This is a genomic window from Haemophilus parainfluenzae, from assembly GCF_003252755.1.
Classification (GTDB): domain Bacteria; phylum Pseudomonadota; class Gammaproteobacteria; order Enterobacterales; family Pasteurellaceae; genus Haemophilus_D; species Haemophilus_D parainfluenzae_N.
Genome location: NZ_QEPT01000005.1, coordinates 104,352 through 128,817 on the forward strand (window position 1 = coordinate 104,352; position 24,466 = coordinate 128,817).

The 24,466-nt window shown below is 40.2% G+C and carries 22 protein-coding genes; 10 read left to right on the forward strand and 12 right to left on the reverse strand.

Features of this window, described 5'->3' with window-relative positions; translation table 11 throughout:
* Nucleotides 1–12: 12 nt before the first annotated feature.
* The 6 genes from DPV95_RS07555 to hemC all read right to left on the reverse strand — a co-directional run bounded on the left by DPV95_RS07555 (nucleotide 13) and on the right by hemC (nucleotide 5,807).
* Nucleotides 13–681: an amino acid ABC transporter permease gene (locus tag DPV95_RS07555; RefSeq protein WP_005699119.1), complete on the reverse strand. Its 669-nt coding sequence runs from the start codon at nucleotides 679–681 to the stop codon at nucleotides 13–15.
* Nucleotides 671–1,330, reverse strand: a complete 660-nt coding sequence (locus DPV95_RS07560; RefSeq protein WP_049366649.1) for an amino acid ABC transporter permease — start codon at nucleotides 1,328–1,330, stop codon at nucleotides 671–673. Before DPV95_RS07560 ends, DPV95_RS07555 begins: the two co-directional genes overlap by 11 nt.
* Before the next feature lie 169 nt (nucleotides 1,331–1,499).
* Nucleotides 1,500–2,786, reverse strand: a complete 1,287-nt coding sequence (locus DPV95_RS07565; RefSeq protein ID WP_049366648.1) for a heme biosynthesis protein HemY — start codon at nucleotides 2,784–2,786, stop codon at nucleotides 1,500–1,502.
* 9 nt (nucleotides 2,787–2,795) lie between these two features.
* Entirely contained in the window at nucleotides 2,796–4,094 is a 1,299-nt protein-coding gene (locus tag DPV95_RS07570; RefSeq protein ID WP_111406893.1) for a uroporphyrinogen-III C-methyltransferase, read from the reverse strand.
* A gap of 9 nt (nucleotides 4,095–4,103) precedes the next feature.
* Nucleotides 4,104–4,865 carry a uroporphyrinogen-III synthase gene (locus DPV95_RS07575; RefSeq protein ID WP_065286159.1) on the reverse strand — a complete coding sequence of 254 codons (762 nt, stop codon included), beginning with the start codon at nucleotides 4,863–4,865 and terminating at the stop codon, nucleotides 4,104–4,106.
* Nucleotides 4,866–4,874: 9 nt separating this feature from the next.
* Nucleotides 4,875–5,807 (reverse strand): hydroxymethylbilane synthase, encoded by a 933-nt coding sequence (gene hemC, locus DPV95_RS07580; protein WP_065286158.1) that lies wholly within the window; start codon nucleotides 5,805–5,807, stop codon nucleotides 4,875–4,877.
* A gap of 136 nt (nucleotides 5,808–5,943) precedes the next feature.
* Here hemC and DPV95_RS07585 point away from each other — a divergent pair, with 136 nt between their 5' ends.
* Nucleotides 5,944–8,448, forward strand: a complete 2,505-nt coding sequence (locus DPV95_RS07585) for a class I adenylate cyclase (protein ID WP_111406894.1) — start codon at nucleotides 5,944–5,946, stop codon at nucleotides 8,446–8,448.
* Between the two features lie 181 nt (nucleotides 8,449–8,629).
* Nucleotides 8,630–9,259 (forward strand): response regulator, encoded by a 630-nt coding sequence (locus tag DPV95_RS07590; protein ID WP_005694852.1) that lies wholly within the window; start codon nucleotides 8,630–8,632, stop codon nucleotides 9,257–9,259.
* Nucleotides 9,260–9,307: 48 nt separating this feature from the next.
* Here the strand turns inward: DPV95_RS07590 and DPV95_RS07595 are convergent, their stop codons facing one another.
* Complete coding sequence (locus DPV95_RS07595; RefSeq protein ID WP_111406895.1) at nucleotides 9,308–10,150, reverse strand: divergent polysaccharide deacetylase family protein; 843 nt, start codon at nucleotides 10,148–10,150, stop codon at nucleotides 9,308–9,310.
* On the reverse strand, nucleotides 10,150–11,382 hold the full coding sequence (gene envC / locus DPV95_RS07600; RefSeq protein WP_111406896.1) for a murein hydrolase activator EnvC: 1,233 nt from the start codon (nucleotides 11,380–11,382) through the stop codon (nucleotides 10,150–10,152). Before envC ends, DPV95_RS07595 begins: the two co-directional genes overlap by 1 nt.
* Nucleotides 11,383–11,568: 186 nt before the next feature.
* Between envC and DPV95_RS07605 the strand changes: the two genes are divergently transcribed.
* Both DPV95_RS07605 and DPV95_RS07610 read left to right on the forward strand, forming a co-directional pair.
* On the forward strand, nucleotides 11,569–12,252 hold the full coding sequence (locus DPV95_RS07605) for a 2,3-diphosphoglycerate-dependent phosphoglycerate mutase (protein WP_005694847.1): 684 nt from the start codon (nucleotides 11,569–11,571) through the stop codon (nucleotides 12,250–12,252).
* Nucleotides 12,253–12,315: 63 nt separating this feature from the next.
* The gene (locus tag DPV95_RS07610; RefSeq protein ID WP_049384671.1) at nucleotides 12,316–13,125 is read left to right on the forward strand and encodes a hypothetical protein; all 810 of its coding nucleotides are present in this window, start codon (nucleotides 12,316–12,318) and stop codon (nucleotides 13,123–13,125) included.
* Between the two features lie 2 nt (nucleotides 13,126–13,127).
* Here the strand turns inward: DPV95_RS07610 and DPV95_RS07615 are convergent, their stop codons facing one another.
* The 3 genes from DPV95_RS07615 to ilvC all read right to left on the reverse strand — a co-directional run bounded on the left by DPV95_RS07615 (nucleotide 13,128) and on the right by ilvC (nucleotide 17,946).
* Nucleotides 13,128–13,814 carry an rRNA large subunit pseudouridine synthase E gene (locus DPV95_RS07615; protein ID WP_049384670.1) on the reverse strand — a complete coding sequence of 229 codons (687 nt, stop codon included), beginning with the start codon at nucleotides 13,812–13,814 and terminating at the stop codon, nucleotides 13,128–13,130.
* 55 nt (nucleotides 13,815–13,869) lie between these two features.
* Nucleotides 13,870–16,392, reverse strand: coding sequence for an autotransporter outer membrane beta-barrel domain-containing protein (locus DPV95_RS10440; protein ID WP_165818933.1), 2,523 nt, complete (start codon nucleotides 16,390–16,392; stop codon nucleotides 13,870–13,872).
* A gap of 72 nt (nucleotides 16,393–16,464) precedes the next feature.
* On the reverse strand, nucleotides 16,465–17,946 hold the full coding sequence (gene ilvC, locus DPV95_RS07625; protein WP_049373691.1) for a ketol-acid reductoisomerase: 1,482 nt from the start codon (nucleotides 17,944–17,946) through the stop codon (nucleotides 16,465–16,467).
* A 165-nt stretch (nucleotides 17,947–18,111) separates the two neighbouring features.
* Here ilvC and ilvY point away from each other — a divergent pair, with 165 nt between their 5' ends.
* From ilvY to glpE, 3 genes are read left to right on the forward strand one after another with little or no spacing between them, the layout of a single operon-like run.
* Nucleotides 18,112–18,990 (forward strand): HTH-type transcriptional activator IlvY, encoded by an 879-nt coding sequence (ilvY, locus tag DPV95_RS07630; protein ID WP_049366637.1) that lies wholly within the window; start codon nucleotides 18,112–18,114, stop codon nucleotides 18,988–18,990.
* Nucleotides 18,991–19,022: 32 nt separating this feature from the next.
* Nucleotides 19,023–19,910 (forward strand): EamA family transporter RarD, encoded by an 888-nt coding sequence (gene rarD / locus DPV95_RS07635; RefSeq protein ID WP_111406897.1) that lies wholly within the window; start codon nucleotides 19,023–19,025, stop codon nucleotides 19,908–19,910.
* On the forward strand, nucleotides 19,900–20,217 hold the full coding sequence (glpE, locus tag DPV95_RS07640) for a thiosulfate sulfurtransferase GlpE (protein WP_111328703.1): 318 nt from the start codon (nucleotides 19,900–19,902) through the stop codon (nucleotides 20,215–20,217). The genes rarD and glpE overlap by 11 nt, the downstream gene beginning before the upstream one ends.
* A gap of 53 nt (nucleotides 20,218–20,270) precedes the next feature.
* On the opposite strand, the gene DPV95_RS07645 is transcribed toward glpE, so the two are convergent.
* Nucleotides 20,271–21,308 (reverse strand): LLM class flavin-dependent oxidoreductase, encoded by a 1,038-nt coding sequence (locus DPV95_RS07645; protein ID WP_049384665.1) that lies wholly within the window; start codon nucleotides 21,306–21,308, stop codon nucleotides 20,271–20,273.
* 139 nt (nucleotides 21,309–21,447) lie between these two features.
* Between DPV95_RS07645 and DPV95_RS07650 the strand changes: the two genes are divergently transcribed.
* From DPV95_RS07650 to tsaC, 3 genes are read left to right on the forward strand one after another with little or no spacing between them, the layout of a single operon-like run.
* A complete protein-coding gene (locus DPV95_RS07650; protein WP_049366633.1) occupies nucleotides 21,448–23,364 on the forward strand; it encodes an ABC transporter ATP-binding protein in 1,917 nt (638 codons plus the stop codon).
* A 9-nt stretch (nucleotides 23,365–23,373) separates the two neighbouring features.
* Nucleotides 23,374–23,916: a DNA topoisomerase family protein gene (locus DPV95_RS07655; RefSeq protein ID WP_049366632.1), complete on the forward strand. Its 543-nt coding sequence runs from the start codon at nucleotides 23,374–23,376 to the stop codon at nucleotides 23,914–23,916.
* Entirely contained in the window at nucleotides 23,913–24,464 is a 552-nt protein-coding gene (gene tsaC, locus DPV95_RS07660) for an L-threonylcarbamoyladenylate synthase type 1 TsaC (protein WP_005699170.1), read from the forward strand. The genes DPV95_RS07655 and tsaC overlap by 4 nt, the downstream gene beginning before the upstream one ends.
* Nucleotides 24,465–24,466 lie beyond the last annotated feature (2 nt).

The following is a 24,466-nucleotide window of genomic DNA, read 5'->3' on the forward strand; positions in this document are numbered from 1 at the left end:
TCCTAATAAAAATTAACTTTCCCAACGGGTTTCTAAATAACGGGAAAATAAGGATAGCGGGTAACAAATCACAAAATATAAACCGAAAATGACACCGTAAATCCAAAGCGCCGCTGATTGATTACTAAATAATGAATGCTCGATAATTTGTTGACCGACTTTAATTACTTCAACCACACCAATTAACATCGCCAAAGAGCTGGTTTTTACCATGCGAGTAAAGAGGTTAATAGCACTTGGTGTCACACGTTTTAAACTTTGTGGCAGTAAAATATACACAAAGGTTTGAAACGGCGTTAAACCTAAAGCGTAGGCTGATTCTACTTGATGTTTTTCAATAGAAGTTAATGCACCACGCACTAAATCCCCCATTTCAGCCGTTCCCCAGAAAATAAACACCAAAATACATACAGAAATGCCATCTAAGTGAATATCAAACCATTTTGCTAAACCGAAATACGCGAGAAAAAGTAACGCTAATAATGGAATGATGCGTACAAATTCTAAATAAAAGCGGCAAATGGCTTTAATAATGGGATTTCTGCTTGTCATGATTACGCCAAAAATGACACCTAAAATACAGGCGAAGAAAACAGAAACGAATGCAATTTCAGCCGTTACCCATAAACCGTTGAGCAAGCGTTCAATGTTGCTGCCTTGGAATAATAACTCAAGCCCCATATTTTGCTCTCCGAGTACGGCGTTCTAAATAACTGATGAACAGAGACATCGGTAATAGAATGATTAAATAAAACACCACTAATAAAAATAAGGCTTCATTGGTTTTGTAATCGAGCCCGATGACTTCTTTTGCGACAAACATGAGTTCCGCAACTGCGACAGCACTGATCACAGAGGTTTCTTTCATTAAGAACAAGCAATTTGCCCCGATTGCAGGTGTTGCAATCGCAAAGGCTTGTGGGAAAATGACATAGCGAAACGCTTGGAAAGGAGTTAGGCCAATACTTAATGCTGATTCAATTTGCCCTTTTGATACAGCTTCCAGACCTCCGCGAATGGCTTCTGCCATATAGCTTCCACCTAAAAATGCCAGGCCGATAATGCCGCAAGTAAACCCATCTAATTTCAGACCAATTTTAGAAAGCCCAAAATAGAGAAAAAATACTTGAATTAATAAAGGCGTATTACGAGAAAGCTCGATATAGCCTTTTACTAGCCAAGTTAATGATTTGACTTTGTAGGTGGTAATCACAGCACAAATCACACCAATCACTATCGACAATAAAATGCCCCAAAAGGCGAGATGAAGCGTCATCAATGTGGCATGAATAAAACGTGGCGTGACACTTAAAATATAATCCCAATTCATTTTTTATAATTTAATCGTTTGCGTAACGATATAGTAAAAAATTTTGAAACGGTGAGAAAATAATGGAAATTTATTACTTATAAAGAAATGTAATAAGAAGCGGGTTTTAAATAAAATAAGTGGTGGGGAATGATAAAACGGGGCTTTATTCAGCCCCGTCGTTGTTTATTTAATCACGTTTTGCGATAAGTGCGGTTGGTTCTTCGTCTGTTTTTACTTCAGTTTGTATTTCAGTGGGTTTGTCTTGAATTGACATGGCTGATTTTAAACTATCCTGACGAATTTTTTCTGCTGCTTCTTTGTCACCAGCTTGTTCGAACACATAAGATGCCATCATGACATCATTTGGTTGAAGCTGAGTTGGGCAAGCAGTCACTTCTTTAAATGCTTCTGCTGCTTTAGCAAAATCGTTATTACGCACATAAAGATAGCCTAATGCACGATTGAGACAACAACGTTGGCTTTCATCGGCACGTTTTGCACGTTTTTCTACTAACTTGAGTAGCTTGCTGTTATCTTCTGCTTGTAAACGAGTAATTTGTGTGCAAAGTTCAGGGCTAATTGGTGTGTTATCACCCAATTTCTTCATGATTTCAAGCGTGAATTCATAAGCCGATTCATGATCGTTACAATCAATTAAACGTTGAATTAAAGCGGTTTTTAATTCTAAATCATTGCGACGACGACGTGGCTGAGCTTCCCACCATGCGAGCAAGCCTTCAACGCCTTCTTCATTCATTTTCTCATCTAACAAGCCATTTTCTGTTTCTTGTTGAAGGGCTTTAAATTCTTCTGCTGAGAATAAACCAGAACCTTCGATTAAATCTAAGATGCCATCAAGTGCCTGATAAGCTTTGGAACGGCTATAAATTTCAGCAGCAAGTTTTAATACTTCTTTGTTACGATCTGACATTTCAAGCAAGCTATCGACGGAACTACGCGCTGCCGGTAATTTATTTTGTTGTAATAAAATACGGGTGCGAGCAATTTCGACGACTAGATTATCTGAACCGGCAAGTTCAGTCGCCTCAATTAAATAACGGTTTGCGCTGAATTCATCACCGCGTTGCTGTGCAGCTTCAGCGGCTTTAATCAGATTTAATACTGGCTCTGCAGAATGTTTCGCGTTTTTACCAATCAGTTTTTCTGCCTTGGCATAATCGCCTTCATTCATCTTCATCAAGCCTTCAAGGGTTTGACGTTGTGCTTTCACACGTTTACGGCGAGAAAACCAGTTATAGGTATTGCTACTTAAACGGAAGAAACGGGTAACAATCCACTCTAATGTATAAATTATCGCAAGTGCGACCACAAAGAAAATGACTAATGTGGTGAGCGACATTTCATATATGGTGTTTGCTGTTTCAATTCTGACATAACCTTGCTGACCGGAGAGGTAAGGCCCTGCAATCAATCCGGCAAGTAAGGCTATCATTAAAAAGAGAACTCTAAACATTATCTATCCTTATTGTTGGGGCTCAGTTGCCGGTTGTACAGCTGGTGCTTCAGCGGGTTTTTCTTCCGCTTTTGGCTCTTCCGCTTTCGCTTCAGGTGCCGGTTTTACTTCTTCTTTTCTTGGTGAATTATCCACTGCTTTTTCTGCTTCAATTTCCACTTTCTGCACATCTAAAGGTGTACGATTTAAGTATTTATCAAGCATGCTTAAGCTTTGTAATTGGCTTGGCACATCCACATAGATGGACACTTCAGATAATTCATCCACTGATTTTAAGAAACTTTGAGTCACTTCAGCATTGGTATCAAAATAACTACGAATCCAAGATGCAACGGCTTCTAAAGATTGTTTATAAAGTTCGTTTTGCTGACGAGGCACCGCCATAATTGCTAATTGTAAGCGTAAACGAATGTTTTCACGTAAGTAGATATCTTGGTTTGGCGCTAATAATTCTTTGCGATCTGCACCATGTTTCGGTGAAATGCGGATAAAGTGGTTCAAGAATGAAGTCGCACTTTTTTCTGCATTTTCCGCCCAATCTGAAAGAGAATCTGACAATTTTGTTGCATTTTGGTCATCACCAAAATTCACATCTAATACCGGTAACTCATCAACCGTATTAGCTAATTGCGATAATTTTTGCATGACCGCATTTTGATCCACGCCAGCTACGGAGAGAAGTTGTTTCAGATCTTGATTAATGGCACTACGAATAGCTGCGGATTGTGAGTTATTTACTTTAGCAAGGGTTTCATCAGCGAGTTTTAAGAGTGAAACCGCTGTATCCACGTCATTATCTAACACTAATTTACGCAATGCATTGTTGAGCAAGAAATCCGCTTCTGAGAATAACCAATCAGTAGGTTGTTGAGCATTAGCTTGCGCGCTCACTTTATTAATTTGTGATTGTAAGCCAACTAATTCGTGTGATTTAGCATTGATTAGCTCTTCTACTTGGGCAATTTTGTCTTGCGTTGCTTTATTCTCAGACTCTAATTGAGTAAGTTGTGTGGTATCAAATTTTACGTCTTGAGCAGGTGCTGAAACCACCGTTTTATTATTGATTTGAGCTTCAAGTGCGGTCAATTTTTGTTGGAATTCATCCACTTGTTGTTGACCAAAATAATAACCTGCACCACCCACGCCAAGTGCAATGAGAATGGCCAATAAACTTAATCCAGTACCACTTTTCTTCACAACGGTTTGTGTACGTGGCGCAACAGGCTCGCGATCTTCAGTTTGAATTTCCACTGCATCAGTTGCTTGGATTTCATCTGTCGTTTCAGGGGTTAATTTCTCTTTCGCCATATCTTTTCCTTAGTGAGAAAGGGGAGTTACTTCATTAAGTAAGGTATTAAGTAAACTTTGATTGTCCGCACCCGCGGAAACCACCACATTATGCCAACCTTGTTGTATTGCAACATCAGCAATGCGTTGGCTTACCGTGACTAAACAGCAATTTTTTAGCCAATTTTGTTCATTTTCAGGCACAAATTCGATTAACGCCTGCAAAATTTCAAGGCTCGTGACCACAAGGGTTTGTACACCAGAACGAATACAAATACTGGTTTGCTCTTCGTTATTATAACTAATCGGTGTGCGTTGATAACATTCAATAGTATCAACGGTTGCACCACGTAATGCGGCTTGTTCGCGTAGTAATTCTCGTCCGCCGTTGCCGCGTAAAATTAACAAGTTTTTATTTGTTAATTCTGCCATTTGCGGTAAATTCAGCACACCTTCGGTATTTTCTGATGTAATTGGATAACGAACAGTGCATTCAGTTTGACAGGAAAAATGCTGTGCCGTTCTATGTCCAACTGTAAAGTATTGTAAATCTTGACGCCAGTTAAAGCCAATATCTTTCAGGGTTTTATCCGCAAAATCGACCGCACTTTGGGATACCAAAAACACATAATCACCGCTTTTTAGCTGATTAAGTTTTGTCGGTAATTGTGCCAACTCAGCACCCGCTTCAATAGAAAGCAAAGGCAAATGCAAGGCAACTACACCGGCTTGATTTAGCTGGTCAACTAGGGTTTTTCCTCGTTCATCGGGGCGAGTGACTAGTACGGCCATGGTAATTTCCTATGCTGAATAAATCTTCGCCAGAATCTTATCTGCGCCTTGTGCTAGAAGTTGTTCTGCAATGCTCACACCTAATGCTTCGGCATTTTCAACCGCACTTTTACCTTCCGCACGAATAATCGCTGAGCCATCGGTTTCTCCGACAAGAGCACGCAAGAAAATTTCACCATTTTGCTCAATGGCGTATCCACCAATTGGCACTTGGCAGCCGCCTTGTAAGCGGGTATTCATTGCACGCTCAGCCAAAACACAAGTCGTCGTAGTCGCATCTGAAAGTGGAGCTAGTAATGCTTTCACTTCTTCATCATCAACACGGCACTCAATGCCCACTGCGCCTTGTCCGGCAGCCGGTAAAGATTGTTCCACTTCAATAAATGAGGCAATACGTTCTGCTAGCCCTAAACGAATTAAGCCGGCCGAGGCTAAAATAATGGCATCGTATTCGCCATTGTCTAATTTACTTAATCGGGTTCCCACATTGCCACGTAAAGATCGGATATCAAGATCAGGGCGTAATTGTTTTAATTGGCATTGACGACGTAAGCTTGATGTTCCAACGATAGCACCTTGGGGCAAATCATCTAATGAGCGGTATGTATTGGATACGAAAGCATCACGTGGATCTTCGCGTTTACAGATCACACTTAATCCTAAACCTTCTGGAAACTCCATCGGTACGTCTTTCATTGAATGGACAGCAATATCGGCACGTTTTTCGAGTAAAGCCTTTTCTAACTCTTTAACAAATAAGCCTTTTCCACCAATTTTAGCTAAAGGTGAATCTAAGATTACATCGCCTTTTGTTACCATAGGAACTAATTCAACAGAAAGTGTTGGGTGAAATTTTTCTAATTGATCTTTCACAAAATTAGCTTGCCAAAGTGCTAAAGGACTTTGACGAGTCGCTATTTTTAAGGTTTTAAGTACTGCCATAAATACCGCTGATTTTAAATAGAATTATGCCCTATGCTACCATTTTTAGGGCAAAAAGTCAGATCATTTAAATTTTTGATTTCCGACTAGGTAAGTGGTACAGTAACACCAGTTATTTGGTGATAGGTAGGAAGCCTTGAAATACGATCTCACTCAAGCCCGAAAATGTATTGAAACGCTAGATAAACGTCGTTTTGATCGAGCATTGCTGGGCTCTGGTGATGCATTCCGACACATCGTCTCTTTGTTGCCTCTGTTGTTGCATCTTAATCATTCAGCTTTGCCGGGTTATGTGGAAGATGCCCCAGTAGGCATTTCTGATTTTATCCTTTCCAATTATCAGCAAGGTTTTCTCTCAAAAGAACATCCTGAACTTGTAGCAAGTGTGCAAAGTGCGGTCAATTCTGATGCTGTTTTTGCCCCGATCTTAGGTATTTATGTGATGGGGAGTTTTGGTTCCATTAGCCAAACTTCAGCTTCAGATTTGGATATTTGGATCTGCCATCAAGATGATTTATCTGAGCAAGATCAACAACGCTTAGCGGAAAAAATGAAGAAAATCAGCTTATGGGCATCCACATTTCATGTGGAAATGCATTTTTATTTAATGACGCAAAAACGCTTCCGTAATGAGCGTTATTCCGATCCATTAACCAAAGAAAACAGTGGTTCTGCCCAATATATGTTGTTATTGGAAGAGTTTTATCGTTCCGCTGTACGCCTTGCGGGTAAGCCATTATTGTGGCTCCACTTGTGGGTGGAAGATGAAAAACAATATGAAGCCGAAGTTACGCGTTTAGTGGCGGAAGGTGAGCTTAATCCAAATGATTGGGTTGATTTTGGCGGGTTAGGGCAATTTTCTGCCAGTGAATATTTTGGTGCGAGCTTATGGCAACTGTATAAAGGTATCGATTCACCGTATAAATCGGTGATGAAAATCTTATTGTTGGAAACCTATGCCCAAGAATACCCAAATGCCCATTTAATTGCTCGTCAATTTAAAGAAGATTTACTTTCCGGTCGTAGTACCGCTGCACATCATTTTGACCCTTATATTGCGATTCTAGAGAGAATTAGCCAATATTTGACCGCACATTCAGAATTTAAGCGCCTTGATTTTGTACGCTCTTGTTTTTATGTGAAGGCGACGGAAGACTTTGCGTTATATCACGCGTCAAATTGGCGTATTTCTTATATGAAAATGATGGCCCAAGAATGGGGTTGGTCAAAAGAACGTATTGAAGAATTAGATCTGCGTCCAAATTGGAAAATCAAACGGGTGAAAGAAAGTCACAATAATTTGGTGAATTTCTTGATGATGAGTTATCGAAATCTAGTGGATTTTGCGCGTAAACATAAAATTAATTCTAGCGTAATTCCGCAAGATATTACGGTACTTTCTCGTAAGCTTTATACCGCATTTGAAGAGCTGCCAGGTAAAATTACATTACTCAACCCACAAATTTCACATAATTTAGCGGAAAACCACCTCACATTCATCGAAGTTCATGGTAATAAGCGTTTTAAAGATGGGTGGTATATGGTGAATCAGCCGCCACATCATATTATGTTCTCGAAAGAACGTGTGATTGAATATGGGGAAAGTTTAAATAAAGTCGTCGCATGGGCTTATTTTAATCGTTTGCTGACAGCTGAAACTCGTTTGCATCTAATCAGTCAAAATATCGACCAGCTCACTTTACGTAATTTTGTCGCTGATTTGCGATTGTTTTTCCCCCATACAAATGGTCAAGCTCCTACAAATGAGGCACTTTCTTCGCAGTGTGAAATCCGAGATTTGTTTATTGCAGTGAACTTAGTAAATGACCCGACAGCACAAGTTGAAGAACTTAAATCAAATATCTCGCCGAGTGATTTGTTCAGTTTTGGTCAATTAGAACAGAGCTTGGTCGGCAGCATTGATTTCACTTACCGTAATGTGTGGAATGAAATTCGAACTTTACATTTTGAAGGGCAGAATGCGATTTTGCTTGCCTTAAAAGTGCTTTCTAATAAAATTGATCAAGGTGTGAATCAGCCACGTTCTATACAGGTTTTCTGTTACAGTAAACACTACAACCGCACATTGCGAAACTTGGTGAGCGTACTGGTAAACCGTTGTATCAGTATTCAATTAGGGGATAGTCGTCCAACAACGCATTCCCGTTTACGTGTGGCTGGGAAAAACTGGCAATTCTTTTTTGAAGAGAAAGGGATCAGTTTACAGCCTATTGACGGTGGGAAAGAAAGTGCAGTCAATTTTGAAGACGTTTTGCCAACTCAATTGGAAGAGAAAGAAATTATCCCTGAGGGACGCCGATATCCACCTGAAATTGATTTGTTTGCCAGTGAAGGTTTTTTACAATTTTTCTTTGAAGATAATGCCGATAATAGCTTTAACGTCTATTTGTTAGATGAAAAGAATCGTCTCGAAATTTATCGTCAATGTGAAGGTTCAAAAGATGACAAGGTCCGTGAAGTAAATCAGATTTATCAATCACTCGGCTCGAAAGGTTGTAAAAATCCGTATAAAATGGTGCAGCGGAATTTTAATTACCCGCAATTTTATCAATTGCATCTGACAGAAAGCGGTATGCATATCATGCCGTTCAAATTTAAAAGCAAAAGGAGTTGCGACTAGCTAAATCAAAACAAGTATTGTTTGAGATAAATGAAGTATATCTACAAATATGCATTGGAAGATAGGCAAAATCCCGATAGAATCCCTTCTTTTGAAAATCTATTGAGAAATAATCTAAGGCTGTGGACGTTTTCGCCTTCAGGCGATAGAATGTGCGTCCTCTCATCTCTTGGAGAAAATTATGCAAGAAAAGTTAAAAGTATTAATTATCGACGACCATCCATTAATGCGTCGTGGTATCAAACAATTAGTTGAATTAGAAGAGAATTTTGAAGTCGTTGCCGATGTAGGAAGCGGTACAGAAGGTATTTCCATTGCGATTCAAGAATCCCCGGATTTAATCATTTTAGATCTGAATATGAAAGGCCTTTCCGGTTTAGATACCCTTAAAGGTTTGCGTGCGGAAGGCGTTGATGCACGAATTTTGATCTTAACTGTCTCTGATGCGAAAAATGATATTTTCACTCTCATCGATGCGGGTGCTGACGGTTATCTATTAAAAGATACCGAGCCAGATGTGCTACTTGAGCAAATTAAACGTATTGCACAAGGCGAAGTGATTTTAAGTGATTCGATCAAGAATTTACTGTTAGAACGTAAACATACTGTTGATCCAATGGATTCACTCACCGATCGTGAAATGGATGTATTACGTTTAATCGCGACAGGTTTATCCAACAAACAAATTGCAGGCCAACTTTTCATTTCTGAAGAGACGGTTAAAGTGCATATTCGTAATTTACTGCGTAAACTCAATGTACATTCACGTGTTGCGGCAACTGTCTTATTCTTTGAACGAAATGGTCGATAGGCAAGTTAAACGTAAAAAAGTGCGGTCAAAATTGACCGCACTTTTTATTTATCTCGGCACCCCCCTTAATAAAGGGATTGGCTCAAATGGCGCAACTGAGGTTGGCGCAGGAATATCATTAAAAAGTAAGATAAATGGTTTAGGTGGCAAGATTTTTTCATTTCGCCATAAGCTTCCCATGCCGACTAATTGAATATCATCGGGTAAATTCTTTATTCCCGCTTTTAATAAAGCTACAGTATTTGGGCGAGGGTGTCCAATAGCAATGGCTGTGCCATGTTTACGCGCATATTGAATTGCACTTTGAAATTGGCGTTGCACATCTACTAAATTATCGCTGTCATCTAAAAAGATGTGGCGATCTAATACACGTACGCCTTGTTCTTTTGCTATTTTTCCTGCGACTGATTTTCCAATCGTACGACTATCTAAAAAGAATAAATGTTGCTCATGAAGTGCGGTCATTAAATAGGTCATTAATGTGGTATCAGCTGTGGCTGCGCTGCCCATATGATTATTCATTCCGATGGCATTTGGCACAATAGATTTGGCTTTTTTCACTCTCTCATTCACTTGCGCTTCAGACAAGCCTAAAGTCAAACCACCTTCTTCAATTTTAATGTTGCTGACAGGCTGCATCGGCATATGGATGAGAATATCATGATTTTGTGCTTTCGCTTCTTGATTGCGTATTTTTGCATAGGGTGCAGCTGGAATAATCGCAACAGAGACTTCTTTTGGCATAGCTAAAACTTCGGCATCTTCTTTCGGATGATAGCCAATGTCATCAATTACAATAGCCAGTTTGCCTTGTGCAAAAGTAAAAGCAGAGAAAAGTGCGATTGAAAAAATAATCGTATTTTTGACCGCACTTTGAAAGAACCTTGCCATTATTTAATCCACCCAGCCGGATTCACAGGCACTCCTTTACGGCTAATTCCAAAATAAAGTGCCGGTTTAGAGATCTCGCCCGTATTACCCACTTGTGCGATGGTTTGTCCCGCAGAAACAAGCTGACCTTGTTTTACAAATACCGCTTGGTTGAAACCATATAAGCTCAAGTCGCTGTCGCCGTGTTTTACAATCACCATATAACCATAGCCATTAAGATGACCCGCTAGAATGACACGACCACTTGCAATAGCTTTTACCGCGGTACCCGTTGGTGCACCGATAACCATACCTTTCCAACGCACTTCTCCCGCCTGGATTGAACCAAAGGAATGCAATGTCGGACCGGAAACGGGACGACTGTATTGATGCGCAGCCGTACCTAAACCACTGGTACTGTTAATCAACTTACGTTCTTGATCGGTTGGTTGATAAGGTTTTGAGGTTCGTTTTTCTTCCTCTTGCTTTTTCTGAGCAAGGGCTTCACGCTCACGTTGTTCTTGTTGGCGAGCGGCTTGTTCAGCACGTTGAATTTCTTGGCGAAGGGCATTTTCATTCGCTTTCAATGTTTCCAGTTTATTCTGATCTTTCGTTAAGTTTTTATTGAGTTCATTTAACGTAGATTGACGTTCTTGTTGCGCTTTTTGTAATTCTTGCTGCTGTTTCTTTTGCGTAGAAAGCTGATCGCGATGATTCTTTTGTTGGCCTGAAATCGCTTCGCGTTGTTTCGCGAGATTCTCTTGTGTTGCTTTCAGATTGTTAATCATATCAATGCGCACTTGATTTAAGTGTTGATAATACACTTTCATGCGTTCTGCTTTTTTGGCATCTTCCGAAAGCATTCTTTCCAAGGTAGAAGGATTTATCCCTGAGCGATAAATGGCATCGATTTGTTGCGCGAGCTTCGCTTTTTGCACGCGCTCTTGCTTTTCTAATTGCTTGATTTGCTTTTCCGTTTCCGCCATTTGCTTGCGGATTTCTTTTAAGCTTAATTCTGTTTCACGTAATTCACCGACAACGCTATTAATTTTGCTTTCTTGATCTTTAAGACTGGCTTGGAGTTTAGCTTGTGCGCGTTTTTGCTCGGCGATCTTTGACTCTTGTTGTTTAATTTGTTTTTGAATTTGAGTGAGATCGTTGCCTTGCGCTAAAGATGAAAAGCCAAGCAGACCGCAAGCCAAAAGTGCGGTCAGTTTTGATAAGATTTTTTTTCTACAATTGCTTTGCTGCATACATCTAAACTTGAGAGAAATTAAGGGACGAATAAAGCTTAAATACTAGCATTATTTTTGAGTGGCTAAAAGTTTACAGGCGATTTTTTGCGAAAGATCAGTAAATGCCGCCTTTTTACTTTTAAACATACCGATTTTTTGCTATAAAAGAGCCATCATTTTTTTATTAATACTTAGGAGATCCTTATGGAATTAGTATTCATTCGTCACGGTTTCAGTGAGTGGAACGCAAAAAATTTATTCACCGGTTGGCGTGATGTAAATTTAACCGAGCGCGGCGTAGAAGAAGCAAAAGCAGCAGGTAAAAAATTGTTCGAGAAAGGCTATGAGTTCGATATCGCCTTCACCTCTGTTTTAACTCGTGCAATCAAAACCTGTAACATCGTGTTAGAAGAATCTCACCAATTATGGATTCCTCAAGTGAAAAACTGGCGTTTAAATGAGCGTCACTACGGTGCATTACAAGGCTTAGATAAAAAAGCAACCGCAGAACAATACGGTGACGAACAAGTTCATATCTGGCGTCGTTCTTACGATATTTCTCCTCCAGATTTAGATCCGAAAGATCCAAACTCTGCACATAACGACCGTCGTTATGCAAACATCCCATCTGATGTTGTACCAAACGCAGAAAACTTAAAATTAACCTTAGAACGTGCATTACCATTCTGGGAAGACCAAATTGCTCCAGCAATGCTTTCTGGTAAACGTGTTTTAGTGGTGGCACACGGTAACTCACTTCGTGCATTAGCAAAACACATTATCGGTATTTCTGATGCGGAAATCATGGATTTTGAAATCCCAACCGGTCAACCGTTAGTGTTAAAACTTGATGATAAATTAAACTACGTAGAACACTACTATCTTTAATTTATAAATGATTTCAAAGTGCGGTTAATTTTGACCGCACTTTTTGTTTAAGGAGAATTACGGATGAAAAAATTACTCGCGGTGATTTTTGCCTTGTTACCTGTTTTGGCCTTTGCAGCATCGCCAAATCACTCGGCAAAATCAACTCAAACCAAGTCAGTGAAAACGGCAGTTAAAAAAGTGGAAGCTAAGAAAGCCACTACGCCTAAAACCGTAGCTAAAACAGCGAAAAAGAAAGCCGATGCCAAAAAAGCAGAAGCGAAAAAGCCAGCTAAAATTGTCGAAGCAAAAAAAGCGGTAACGAAAAAAGAAAAAATAAAAAATAAAACGACAAATAAAGCCGCTAAAGCAGAGCCGACAAAAACGAAAGGCAAACAGCCAGTAGAAAAAACTAAGCAAACTGCAGTAAAAGATAAAAAGACGGTAGTGAAAAGCAAACAAAGTGCAGTTAAAGAATCCGCTAAACCTGAAAAAGCGATTGCTAAAAAAACACCTGCGGTTAAAACCGAAGTGAAGAAAGCGGAACCAAAAGCTGTTGAAAAAGTGACTGAAAAGAAAGTCGATGCTGTCGCACAAAAAACAGCGAGTATGGTGACAAAATCCGTCGTCGTACCAAGATGTAATGATTCAAAAGTTTTTGCGGTATTATCTGATGCCTTCAAAAAACAAGGTGCTGCGACTAACACCCAAATGACAGTGAAACAAATCACGCAAGCCCGTGAAACGCAATCTTATCCACAACAAGGCATTCGCAGCTGTAATGCGATAGTGGAAACCAACGGCGTTAAATATGTTACGGATTACAGCATTATCTTGAATGATAAAGGTTTCTTCGTGCAAGTTGAAAACGCACAACCCGCTCAACGTTTCTAATCTTAATGTGCGTTGTTCAAATGAAGTTGTTTGAATAACGCACGCATTTCTTCTTCATTCAAACAGCGATATTCACCATTACCCAATCCATCAAGTGTTAAATGGCTCATTTGATAACGGATGAGACGCAATGTCGGAAAGCCGATATGTGCCGTCATTCTACGTACTTGTCGATTACGCCCTTCACTAATTTTAATTTCTAACCAGCTCGTTGGAATACTTTGACGTTCACGAATAGGTGGCTTGCGAGGCCAAAGAAAATCTGGTTCTGAAATCAACCGCACTTTTGCTGGCTTCGTCATCCCATCTTTCAATTCAACGCCTTGACGAAACTTGTCTAAGTCAGCCTCTTCAGGAATGCCTTCCACTTGCACAAAATACGTTTTTTCTGTTTTAAACTTAGGATCAGCCAAACGATGTTGCACTTCACCATTATTCGTTAAAATCAGTAACCCTTCGCTATCACGATCCAATCGTCCTGCCGCATACACATTAGGAATGGTAATAAAATCTTTTAATGTAGCTCGGCCATTTTCATCGGTGAATTGTGTCAGCACATCAAAAGGTTTGTTAAATAAAACAACGATTGTTTGTTCTAATGTAAGTGGCTTCGCTTTAGGCTTAAATGAACGAGTGGATTTTGCCGTTCGTTTGGTTGTAAATGAGTGAGAAGGGAAAGGTTTTGACATATTATTTATTGAGTAAAAAAGAAAAAAAGGGCGGATTTTAACCCGCCCTCTTATATTACCACTGATAGCGATAAACTGCTTGAATTGCATAAGGTTTATCGAAGTTTTTACCGTCAGCACGGCTTACTTCTAAACCAAAACGATGATTTGCAAATCCAGCATTTAAGCCGACCGCACTTTCAAAACGTCCGCGGCTGCTTGCAACATCAAGTGCGCTGTTTGTGTAATGAATTTTGCTGCTACGGTTTTTGCTAGTAATCGCATTGACTTCTGCATAAGGTTGTAAATTCCAACCATTACTTAATGCAAAGCCTTTGGCTACACGTAAACCAATTCGAGAATACACAGAAGATAAGCTATCTTCATTCTCTTGTGATGAAATATGTGTCCACGCTAATTGTGCTTGCGGGGTAATTGTCCAATCGTTCACAAGGCTAAAGCGTTTGCCTAATTCACTCGAAATAGTATAAGCGTTGTAATGGCGTTTTTCAGTGTAATTTGAGTTAGCGTGTAAACGGCTGTATTTCACGATGTTATCTACATAAATACCGTTATCTGCAAGGTAAGCTGCATATAAGCCCACGCTGTTGCCTCTTACTTTGCCATCACCGTAATAACCATTGAAATCAACGTTAGCTTGGCTACGACCAACAAATCCACCAACACGGAGGTTATCTGTTACAACCGCATCAGCGCCCACTTGTAAGCTATGTACGTTTTGTTTAAAGCCAGAAGTTTCACTCTCACCTGTCGAAAGTGCGGCTAATTTTTGGCGAGAATTCACATTACGAACCCATACATTACCTTTTTCACCGTTTTTCACTTCACCTAGACGTTGATGAATGCCATTTAAATCATCTTCCACTAAAAGCAATTGTGCTTGGCGAAGAGAAACTTGTGCATTCGCTAAGTCTGAAAGTAATGGTGTGCTTGGTAGAACTGCAGGTGGTACTACTGGATTACTTGGGGTTACTACTGGAGTGCTAGGCGTTACCGCAGGTTTGCTTGGGGTCACTACTGGTTTGCTTGGTGTAACTGGTGCAACAGGTGGAGTTGGAGTAACTACATTTTTAGAGTTAGCTAATACCCAATTATTTCCCTCTTTGGTTAGAAAATATTGGTAAGCCCCTAAATCTACACGATTATTCGGGTTAGTTAAGCTAAACGCCGCATTACCACCATTGGTTTCTACAAGTGTCACTTTGCCGTTAGCAACGTTTGCACCTTGGTTAGTTACCCCAATTTTATGATTACCTTCGGCAGTACCTTTAACAACGATTTTATCGCTTTTGTTTTCAGCGATATTGGTGTTGAGGTTGAAGATACCTGAGCCAGTGAGATTACCCGTGATAGTTAATGTTGCATAAGGAGCGTTTGTATTAGTTAAAGAAACCGCTGAGTTATTTAAATGCAAGTCTGTTACTTCTGAATTATCCACTAAATCCCATGTAGTATTGTTAGTTAGATTTAATGTAACAGGCGTTTTATTTGTACCGTCATATTGCTTTACTGCACCATTTAACTGTGAGTTATCTGCATTTAACACAAATCTAGGTGAGCTAGTTTTCTCTCCTTCAGATAAGTCCGTATCAGCTAGATCGGGCATGTTTAATCCAACCAATACTTTTGCATCGGGGATTTTAGTATTTTTTAGATTAACTGTTGTTGAGCTGTAATTATTTGTTGTATCTCGAGAATCTTGTTTATTAGTAAAAATAACAACATCTCCAGTGTTATTTTCAATGTTGGAATTTGTAATGTTGGTCATACCACCATCAAGTACAAAACCTAAACCTTTACTTTGACCTTTCGCTTCAATTGTGAGCAAGCTGTCCTCAATATTTAATGTAGTATTCTCAGATATGTATGCAATAGTAGTTGATTTATCGCTACCTGCTGGCTGTAGCGTGATATTTAAATTTTTGATATTTAATGCTGAGTTTTCTGCATCTACAGCAGTGCTGTTACCTTCCCCTAGGAAAATAGAGGAGTTAGTAATATTTGCTGTAGATTTATCAAATAGTTGGTACCCGATGCTCTCTTCAGCTAAACTAACAATACTCACTGAATCAATATCAATGGTGCTATTACTTTGAAGTTCAAATGCTGAATTTCCTGAAACTGACTCGCCCTCTTCATTAACTGTTGAAAGCCCCTTAAATAAATTGATATTACCGGTGTGGAATTTGAGATTTGCATCTCTCAATTCAAAAACAGAACTTTCAGGAAAAGCCTTCGATAATGTGAAAGTGCTATTAGGTTTGATTTCTAATGAACTAGGCCCCTTAGAAAATTGAGGATAAAGGAAAATTAGTGATTCTGTTGGATAATCCTTATTATTTAAACCATTTTTCATTCGAAAAGATACAGTTGCAAGATTCTTTTTATTTGTTAAATCATATCCATAATCTGAATTAAAATTCATATTTTTTACTTCAGAGTCAGTTCTTTCCGGATTCTTATATACGGTACCTTCATATAGTTTATAATCAATGGCCCATGCCGAATTAACTAATCCTAACGCCATAGCCACCAAACTCACTTTAAAAGTGCGGTTAAAAATTTTATTGTTTTTCATATGAATTCCTTTGGATTATAAAAAAGCCAACTTATTGAATAAAAGCTGGCTTAAATTTTAACGATTTAATGATTAACCTGCAACAGCGATACGTTTCATATCTGTCATATAACCACGTAACTCTTGACCAATTAATTCAACTGGGTGGTTACGGATTGCATCGTTTACATCGCGTAAAGTGATGTTGTCGATAGCAACTGCTGGTGTTGGTTCACCTAAGTCACCTTTTTGTAAGGTTGGGATGATTTCTTTAGCAAGAATAGGGGTCGCTACGTTAGAGAATAAGTAGTTACCATATTCTGCCGTATCAGAAATAACTACGTTCATTTCGTATAAACGTTTACGCGCAATGGTGTTAGCGATTAACGGTAATTCGTGAAGTGATTCATAGTAAGCTGACTCTTCATAGATACCGCTTGCTACCATTGCATCAAAGGCTAATTCAACACCCGCTTTCACCATTGCTACCATTAATACGCCGTTATCAAAGTATTCTTGTTCAGAAATTTTGATGCCGTCTGCTTTTGGTGCGTTTTCAAAGGCAGTTTTGCCAGTTGCTTCACGCCATGCTAATAAATCTTTGTCGCCATTTGCCCAGTCAGCCATCATAGTTGCTGAGAAGTGACCGCTGATGATGTCATCCATGTGTTTGTAATATAAGAAACCAAGACTTTCTTTGATTTGTTCAGCAAGTTCAAATGCACGTAATTTTGCGCTGTTTGATAAGCGATCCATCATTAATGTGATACCGCCTTGTTTTAAGGCTTCAGTAATAGTTTCCCAACCGTATTGGATAAGTTTGCCTGCGTATGCTGGATCTTTACCGTCAGCAACAAGTTTGTCGTAACATACGATTGAACCTGCTTGTAACATACCGCAAAGAATGGTTTGTTCACCCATTAAGTCAGATTTTACTTCTGCGACGAACGAAGATTCTAATACGCCTGCACGGTCACCACCGGTTGCAGCTGCCCATGCTTTTGCAATTGCCATACCTTCGCCACGAGGGTCATTTGCAGGGTGAACCGCGATTAATGTTGGTACACCGAAACCACGTTTGTATTCTTCACGTACTTCAGTACCTGGACATTTTGGTGCAGTCATGACTACAGTGATGTCTTCACGGATTTGCTCACCCACTTCAACGATGTTGAAACCGTGTGAGTAACCGAATGCAGAATCTTTTTTCATTAATGGCATCACATCAGCCACCACTTTAGAGTGTTGTTTGTCTGGCGTTAAGTTAATCACTAAGTCTGCAGTTGGGATTAACTCTTGGTAAGTGCCCACTTTAAAACCATTTTCAGTTGCACGTTGGAATGAAGCACGTTTTTCCGCAATCGCTTCAGGGCGTAATGCATAAGAAATGTCTAAGCCAGAGTCACGCATATTTAAACCTTGGTTTAAACCTTGCGCACCACAACCTACGATAACGATTTTTTTGCCTTTTAAGTAGTTGCAACCGTCAGCAAATTCGCTGCGATCCATAAAACGACAACGACCTAATTGATCTAATTTTTCGCGTAAATTTAATGTGTTGAAATAGTTAGCCATTTTTCATCCTTAATATGATGTTGATTAATGTTTGTATGAGGTTGTGTTTGAATATAGTTTTTTGTTGTGTCATGGATTATAAGATTTTTAATTATTGCGTAAAGTGATATTATTGACACTTAGTGTTGCATTTTTTGCAACGATATTTGCATTTTAGTGATACATATGAACTTTCAAGACCTTCAAATATTTCTTCATCTTGCGGACACACAAAATTTTGCTAAAACCGCTACGCAAAATCATATGTCGCCGTCTACGCTTTCACGCCAGATTCAACGAATGGAAGAGGAATTAGAACAATCTTTATTTATTCGTGATAATCGCCAAGTTCGTTTAACCGAACAAGGTGAGAGATTTCTGCAATTTGCGAAAGCAGAATGGCAAAACTGGCAACAGTTTAAGCGCCAATTGCGGGATAATTCAGCGGAATTAAGCGGAGAGTTACGCTTATTTTGTTCGGTAACGGCTTCATATAGCCACTTGCCGCAGGTGTTAGCCAAATTTCGTTCTCATTATCCAAAGGTTGAAATTCAATTGACTACTGGTGACCCCGCTTCTGCGGTGCAATTCATTCAATCGGAACAGGTGGATCTTGCTTTGGCGGGAAAACCGAATAATCTGCCGACAGGATTAGAGTTTTATAAGATTGATGATATTTCCCTTTCATTAATTGCCCCTCGAGTCGCTTGTTTAGCCACACAATTATTGCAAGAAGAGCCCATCAATTGGCAGCAAATGCCTTTTATTTTGCCATTGGATGGAATGGCGCGGCAGCGTATTGAACAATGGTTACGTAGCAAACACATTAAACATCCAAAAATTTATGCCACAGTAGCGGGGCACGAAGGTATCGTACCAATGGTAGCGCTCGGTTTTGGATTAGCGATGTTGCCTGATGTGGTGATTGATAATAACCCGATGTCAAAAGACGTGTCTCGTTTAAATTTAGACAATCCAGTCGAGGCATTTGATTTAGGCGTTTGTGTGCAAAAAAGAAATTTAGCGAATCCCCTAATTCGTGCATTTTGGGAGATGTTAGACTAAAATAATAAGCAGAATTAACCTAAGGATTTATTATGTTAAGAGGCATACTTATTTCACTTTTAGCCTCGCTTTTATTTGGCTATATGTATTATTTTTCCACGCTACTGAAACCGCTCAGTGGCACGGATATTTTCGGCTATCGAATGCTGTTTACATTCCCTTTCGTTGCCCTTTCCGTCATCATGTTTAAACAAAAGCAGGCATTGGCAGAGCATTTAAAACGCATTAAAAAACAACCGCTCTTTGCCCTTTCCTATATTATTTGTGGCGCATTAATGGGTTATCAAATGTGGCTCTTTTTGTGGGCCCCCAATAATGGTAGCTCCTTAAATGTTTCTTTCGGTTATTTATTGTTGCCAATTGTGATGGTGGCCGCAGGACGGATCATTTTTAAAGAACGAATTTCAACATTGAAATTTATAGCTGTGGTAATTGCGGCGGTCGGAGTGATTTCTAACATCATTTTAAAAGGTGGGTTATCTTGGGAAGCCATTGTTATCTGTGTGGGTTATACCACGTACTTCTCGATACGAAAAGCCCTGAAAAATACCGATCTTGGTGCTTTTTGCTTAGAAATGATCGCATTATTGCCAGTTAGCGTTTACTTTGCCCTTCAAACCGATTTTGCTACTGTACAGGAATCGAATCCTAATATTTGGGGATTATTGGTATTACTTGGGCTTATTAGTGGTGCTGCATTAATTGCTTATGTTATAGCCAGTAATATGCTGCCGATGAATTTGCTTGGCCTTTTAGGTTATGTTGAAACCATTTTGATGGTGATTATTTCATTTTTAATTGGAGAGGAAATGGATGCGGACAGCTATCCGTTATTCATTTGTTTAGTATTGGCGATGAGCCTGATTATTTTTGATGGCGTGTATAAACAGCGCGCAAAGGGAAAAAATCATGTCGTTTAAAGAAATTAGCCCAGAACAAGCTTGGGAAATGGTGCAAAATGGCGCCATGCTTGCTGATATTCGGGATCCACAACGTTTCACCTATTCCCATGCGAAAGGGGCGTTTCATTTAACCAACCAAAGCTTTTTACAATTTGAAGAACAGGTGGACTTTGACTCCCCGATTATCGTGAGTTGTTATCATGGCGTGAGCAGCCGAAATGTGGCAACTTTCCTTGTTGAGCAAGGCTATGAAAATGTGTTTAGCGTCATTGGTGGGTTTGATGGCTGGGAGAAAGCCGGTTTACCAATAGAAACGGCTTATTAATATTTTTTGATTTAAAGTGCGGTGAAATTCACCGCACTTTTCTTTTTGTCTCGCTATTGTTTATCCACAATCGCTTTCAACATCGTGTAAGATTGGGCTTGCTTTTGCTCATCAAAAATATAGCTCACTGCCATAATTTCATCAAAATGTACTCGTTCACGTAATTGCTTGAGTTGAAAATCCACGCTTTCAGGACTACCGATAAGCGAACAAGCAGTCATTTGTTCCACTACTGCACGCTCTTGGTTGTAAATCGGGATTTCCTCGAAATCGACTGGGCCAAAGTGTGGTTTCTTTTGGGCGTGCATTTGAGTTTTCCAAACATCTTCTTCTGAAGCCATAGGCGGTTGTAAATTTTGTTGTGCGTTAGTCACCACGCTTAAGAAAAATAGTGTTTGTGTTGTCGCCAGTTGTTTCGCTTCTTTATCGGTTTCAGCAACAATCGCGTTCACACCTAAGATGACATAAGGTTCAGCAAGATAGGTAGAAGGTTTGAAGTTTTTGCGGTAAATCTCCACCGCCATTTCCATCATGCGTGGCGCAAAGTGTGAAGCAAAGGCATAAGGCAAGCCAAGCTCTGCCGCAAGATACGCACTTTCGGTGCTAGATCCTAAAATGTAAAACGGTATATTCAAGCCAGCGGAAGGATAAGCCGAAACAGGGTTGGAATCTTTAAAGTAACCGCGAAGTTCTGCAATTTCCGCAGGGAAATCCAGACTGTTTCGTCCACGACGAAGTGCTGCAGCCGTTTGCATATCAGTTCCTGGTGCACGGCCTAAACCGAGTTCAACACGGTTTGGATAAAGCGTCTCCAGTGTGCCATATTGCTCAGCGACTACATACGGCGAATGATTCGGTAACATCACACCACCTGACCCCACGCGCAAAGTTTTCGTATTGGCTAGCGTATGTTGAATTAAAAGTGCGGTCGCTGAACTCACCAAATTTTTCATATTATGATGCTCAGCAATCCAATAGCGTTCAATGCCGATATTTTCAGAATGTTTTGCAAGACTTACCATAGACTCAACGGCTTGCAAATAAGTTTGCCCTTCTCGGACAGGGGCGAGATTAAGAATAGAGAGCTTCATTTTATTTCCTCCTGATTGATTTGTTGAGCGTCATTATACATGTTTTTTCAGGCAGAAATATCGATAAAATTGGAATAGACTGTTCCGAGAAAAGGAAAAATATTGCAAAATAGGCACAAATTCAGATGTATTCGAAAAAATGATTGTATTTAATAATATTTCCTTAAAGCGCGGGCAAACCGAATTGCTTGAGAATGTCACGGCAACCATCAATCCGAAACAAAAAGTCGGCTTGGTGGGGAAGAATGGTTGCGGTAAGTCGTCTCTTTTTGCCCTATTAAAAAAAGAATTAACGCCAGAGGGCGGCGAAGTCACTTATCCATCCAACTGGCGGGTATCTTGGGTGAATCAAGAAACGCCGGCATTGGATATTCCCGCTATTGATTATGTGATTCAAGGGGATCGCGAATATTGCCGTTTGCAGCAGGAACTTAATGAAGCCAATGAACGTAATGATGGCCATGCGATTGCACGCATTCACGGGCAATTAGAAACCTTGGATGCTTGGACAATTCAATCTCGCGCGGCTTCCTTATTACATGGTTTAGGTTTTAACCAAGAAGAAATCGCTCAACCGGTGAAATCCTTCTCTGGTGGTTGGCGAATGCGCTTGAATTTGGCACAAGCATTGCTTTGTCCATCGGATTTATTATTGCTAGATGAGCCGACCAACCATTTAGATTTAGATGCGGTTATTTGGTTAGAACGTTGGTTAGTGCAATATCAAGGCACCTTAGTATTAATTTCCCACGACCGTGATTTTCTCGATCCGATTGTGACAAAAATCCTCCATATCGAAAATCAGAAGCTCAATGAATACACGGGCGATTATTCTTCCTTTGAAGTGCAGCGGGCAACCAAATTAGCACAACAAACAGCGATGTATCGTCAGCAACAACAAAAAATCTCTCATTTACAAAAATATATCGACCGCTTTAAAGCCAAAGCGACCAAAGCTAAACAAGCACAAAGCCGTATGAAAGCCTTAGAGCGCATGGAACTGATTGCACCGGCTTATGTGGATAATCCTTTTACTTTTGAATTCCGTCCACCACTATCCTTGCCGAATCCTTTAGTGATGATTGAGCAGGCGAGCGCAGGTTATGGCAGCGGCGAAAGTGTGGTAGAAATTTTAAGTAAAATTAAGCTGAATTTAGTACCGGGTTCACGCATTGGTTTGCTCGGGAAAAATGGTGCAGGAAAATCAACCTTAATCAAATTGTTAGCCGGTGAGCTCACCGCCCTTTCTGGTACAGTACAATTAGCTAAAGGCGTGCAACTTGGCTATTTTGCGCAACATCAGCTTGATACGCTACGTGCAGACGAATCCGCTCTCTGGCACATGCAGAAACTCGCACCAGAGCAAACGGAGCAACAGGTACGGGATTATCTTGGGAGTTTTGCGTTCCATGGTGACAAAGTTAACCAAGAGGTGAAAGCCTTTTCCGGTGGAGAAAAAGCTCGTTTGGTGCTTGCACTGATTGTTTGGCAACGACCAAACTTATTGCTGCTCGATGAACCAACTAACCATTTGGATTTGGATATGCGTCAGGCATTGACCGAAGCGCTGGTGGATTATGAGGGCTCTTTGGTGGTGGTTTCCCATGATCGTCACTTACTACGTAATACCGTGGAAGAATTCTATTTGGTACACGATAAAAAAGTGGAAGAATTCAAAGGCGACTTAGAGGATTATCAAAAATGGCTTAACGAACAAAACAGTGCACCAGAAAATAAATCCTCGGAGAAAAATGACGACAATGAAAATTCCATGCAAAATCGCAAGGAACAAAAACGTCGTGAGGCCGAACTTCGCCAACAAACTGCACCTCTTCGTAAACAAATCTCTCAATTGGAGGAAAAAATGAATAAGCATGCCTCCAAACTTGCGGAGATTGAAAACCAATTGGCAGATTCCGAACTATACAGTGCAGAAAATAAAGAAAAATTGACCGCACTTTTGGCACTGCAAGTAGAGGTGAAGAAAGCATTGGAAGAAGTCGAAATGGATTGGTTAGCGGTCCAAGAAGAATTGGAAGTAATGCTACAAGCATAGGGACAGCGTATGAGTCAAAGTCTTTTCCAACACACAAAACACGAAGAATATTGCCCACAATGCGGCGCGCCTCTGCAAATGAAACAGGGTAAAAAGGGACTGTTTTTAGGTTGTACCGCATATCCCGCCTGTGATTATTTGCGCCCCTTGCATAAGGTGGAACATAAGGTGTTGAAAGAGCTTGATGAGACCTGCCCGCAATGTGGCAATCCACTCCAACTCAAACAAGGTGCCTTTGGCATGTTCATCGGTTGTAGTCATTATCCCGATTGTGATTTTGTGGTGCATGAGCAACAGGATGAAGAACAATCTATAGACTGCCCGGAATGCCATAAAGGACATTTGGTTGCCCGTCGCGGACGACAAGGGAAAATCTTTTATGGTTGCGATAACTTTCCCCATTGTAAATTTTCCTTGCCGGCAAAACCCTATGCCATGCCTTGTCCACAATGCCATTTTCCACTTGCGCTATTAAAAAGTGAAAATGCCGAACAGCAAGTGTGGCAGTGTGCGAATAAAGGCTGTCGACATATTTTTGAGAACGAAAAATGAATGTACAACAAATTGCCACCCGTTTAATGCAAGACGAAGTCGTTGCCTATCCTACTGAGGCGGTATTCGGTTTGGGCTGTAATCCACTAAGTGAAAGTGCGGTCAGAAAATTGCTTGATTTAAAACAACGTCCGATTGAAAAAGGCCTTATTTTAGTCGCGCCGAGCTTGCATTTTTTGCAGCCTTTTGTTGATTTTTCCCATTTGTCTGACGAACAGCTTGCACGCTTACAGGCACAATATGAACATCCAATCACCTGGGTGGTGCCGGCAAAGGCAGAAGTCCCACATTTTCTGACGGGGCAATTTAATAGCATTGCGGTGCGTTTATGTACTCATCCTGCCGTCAAAGCCTTATGCGAAAAAACAGGCTTTGCCCTCACCTCGACCAGTGCGAATTTAACTGGTTTATCACCTTGCCGCAACGCAGATGCTGTGCGTTCCCAATTTGGGGCAGATTTTCCCGTGCTTGATGAAGCAGTCGGCCAAGCACAAAATCCATCGGAAATTCGCGATTTGCTCACAAACCAACTATTCAGACAAGGATAAGA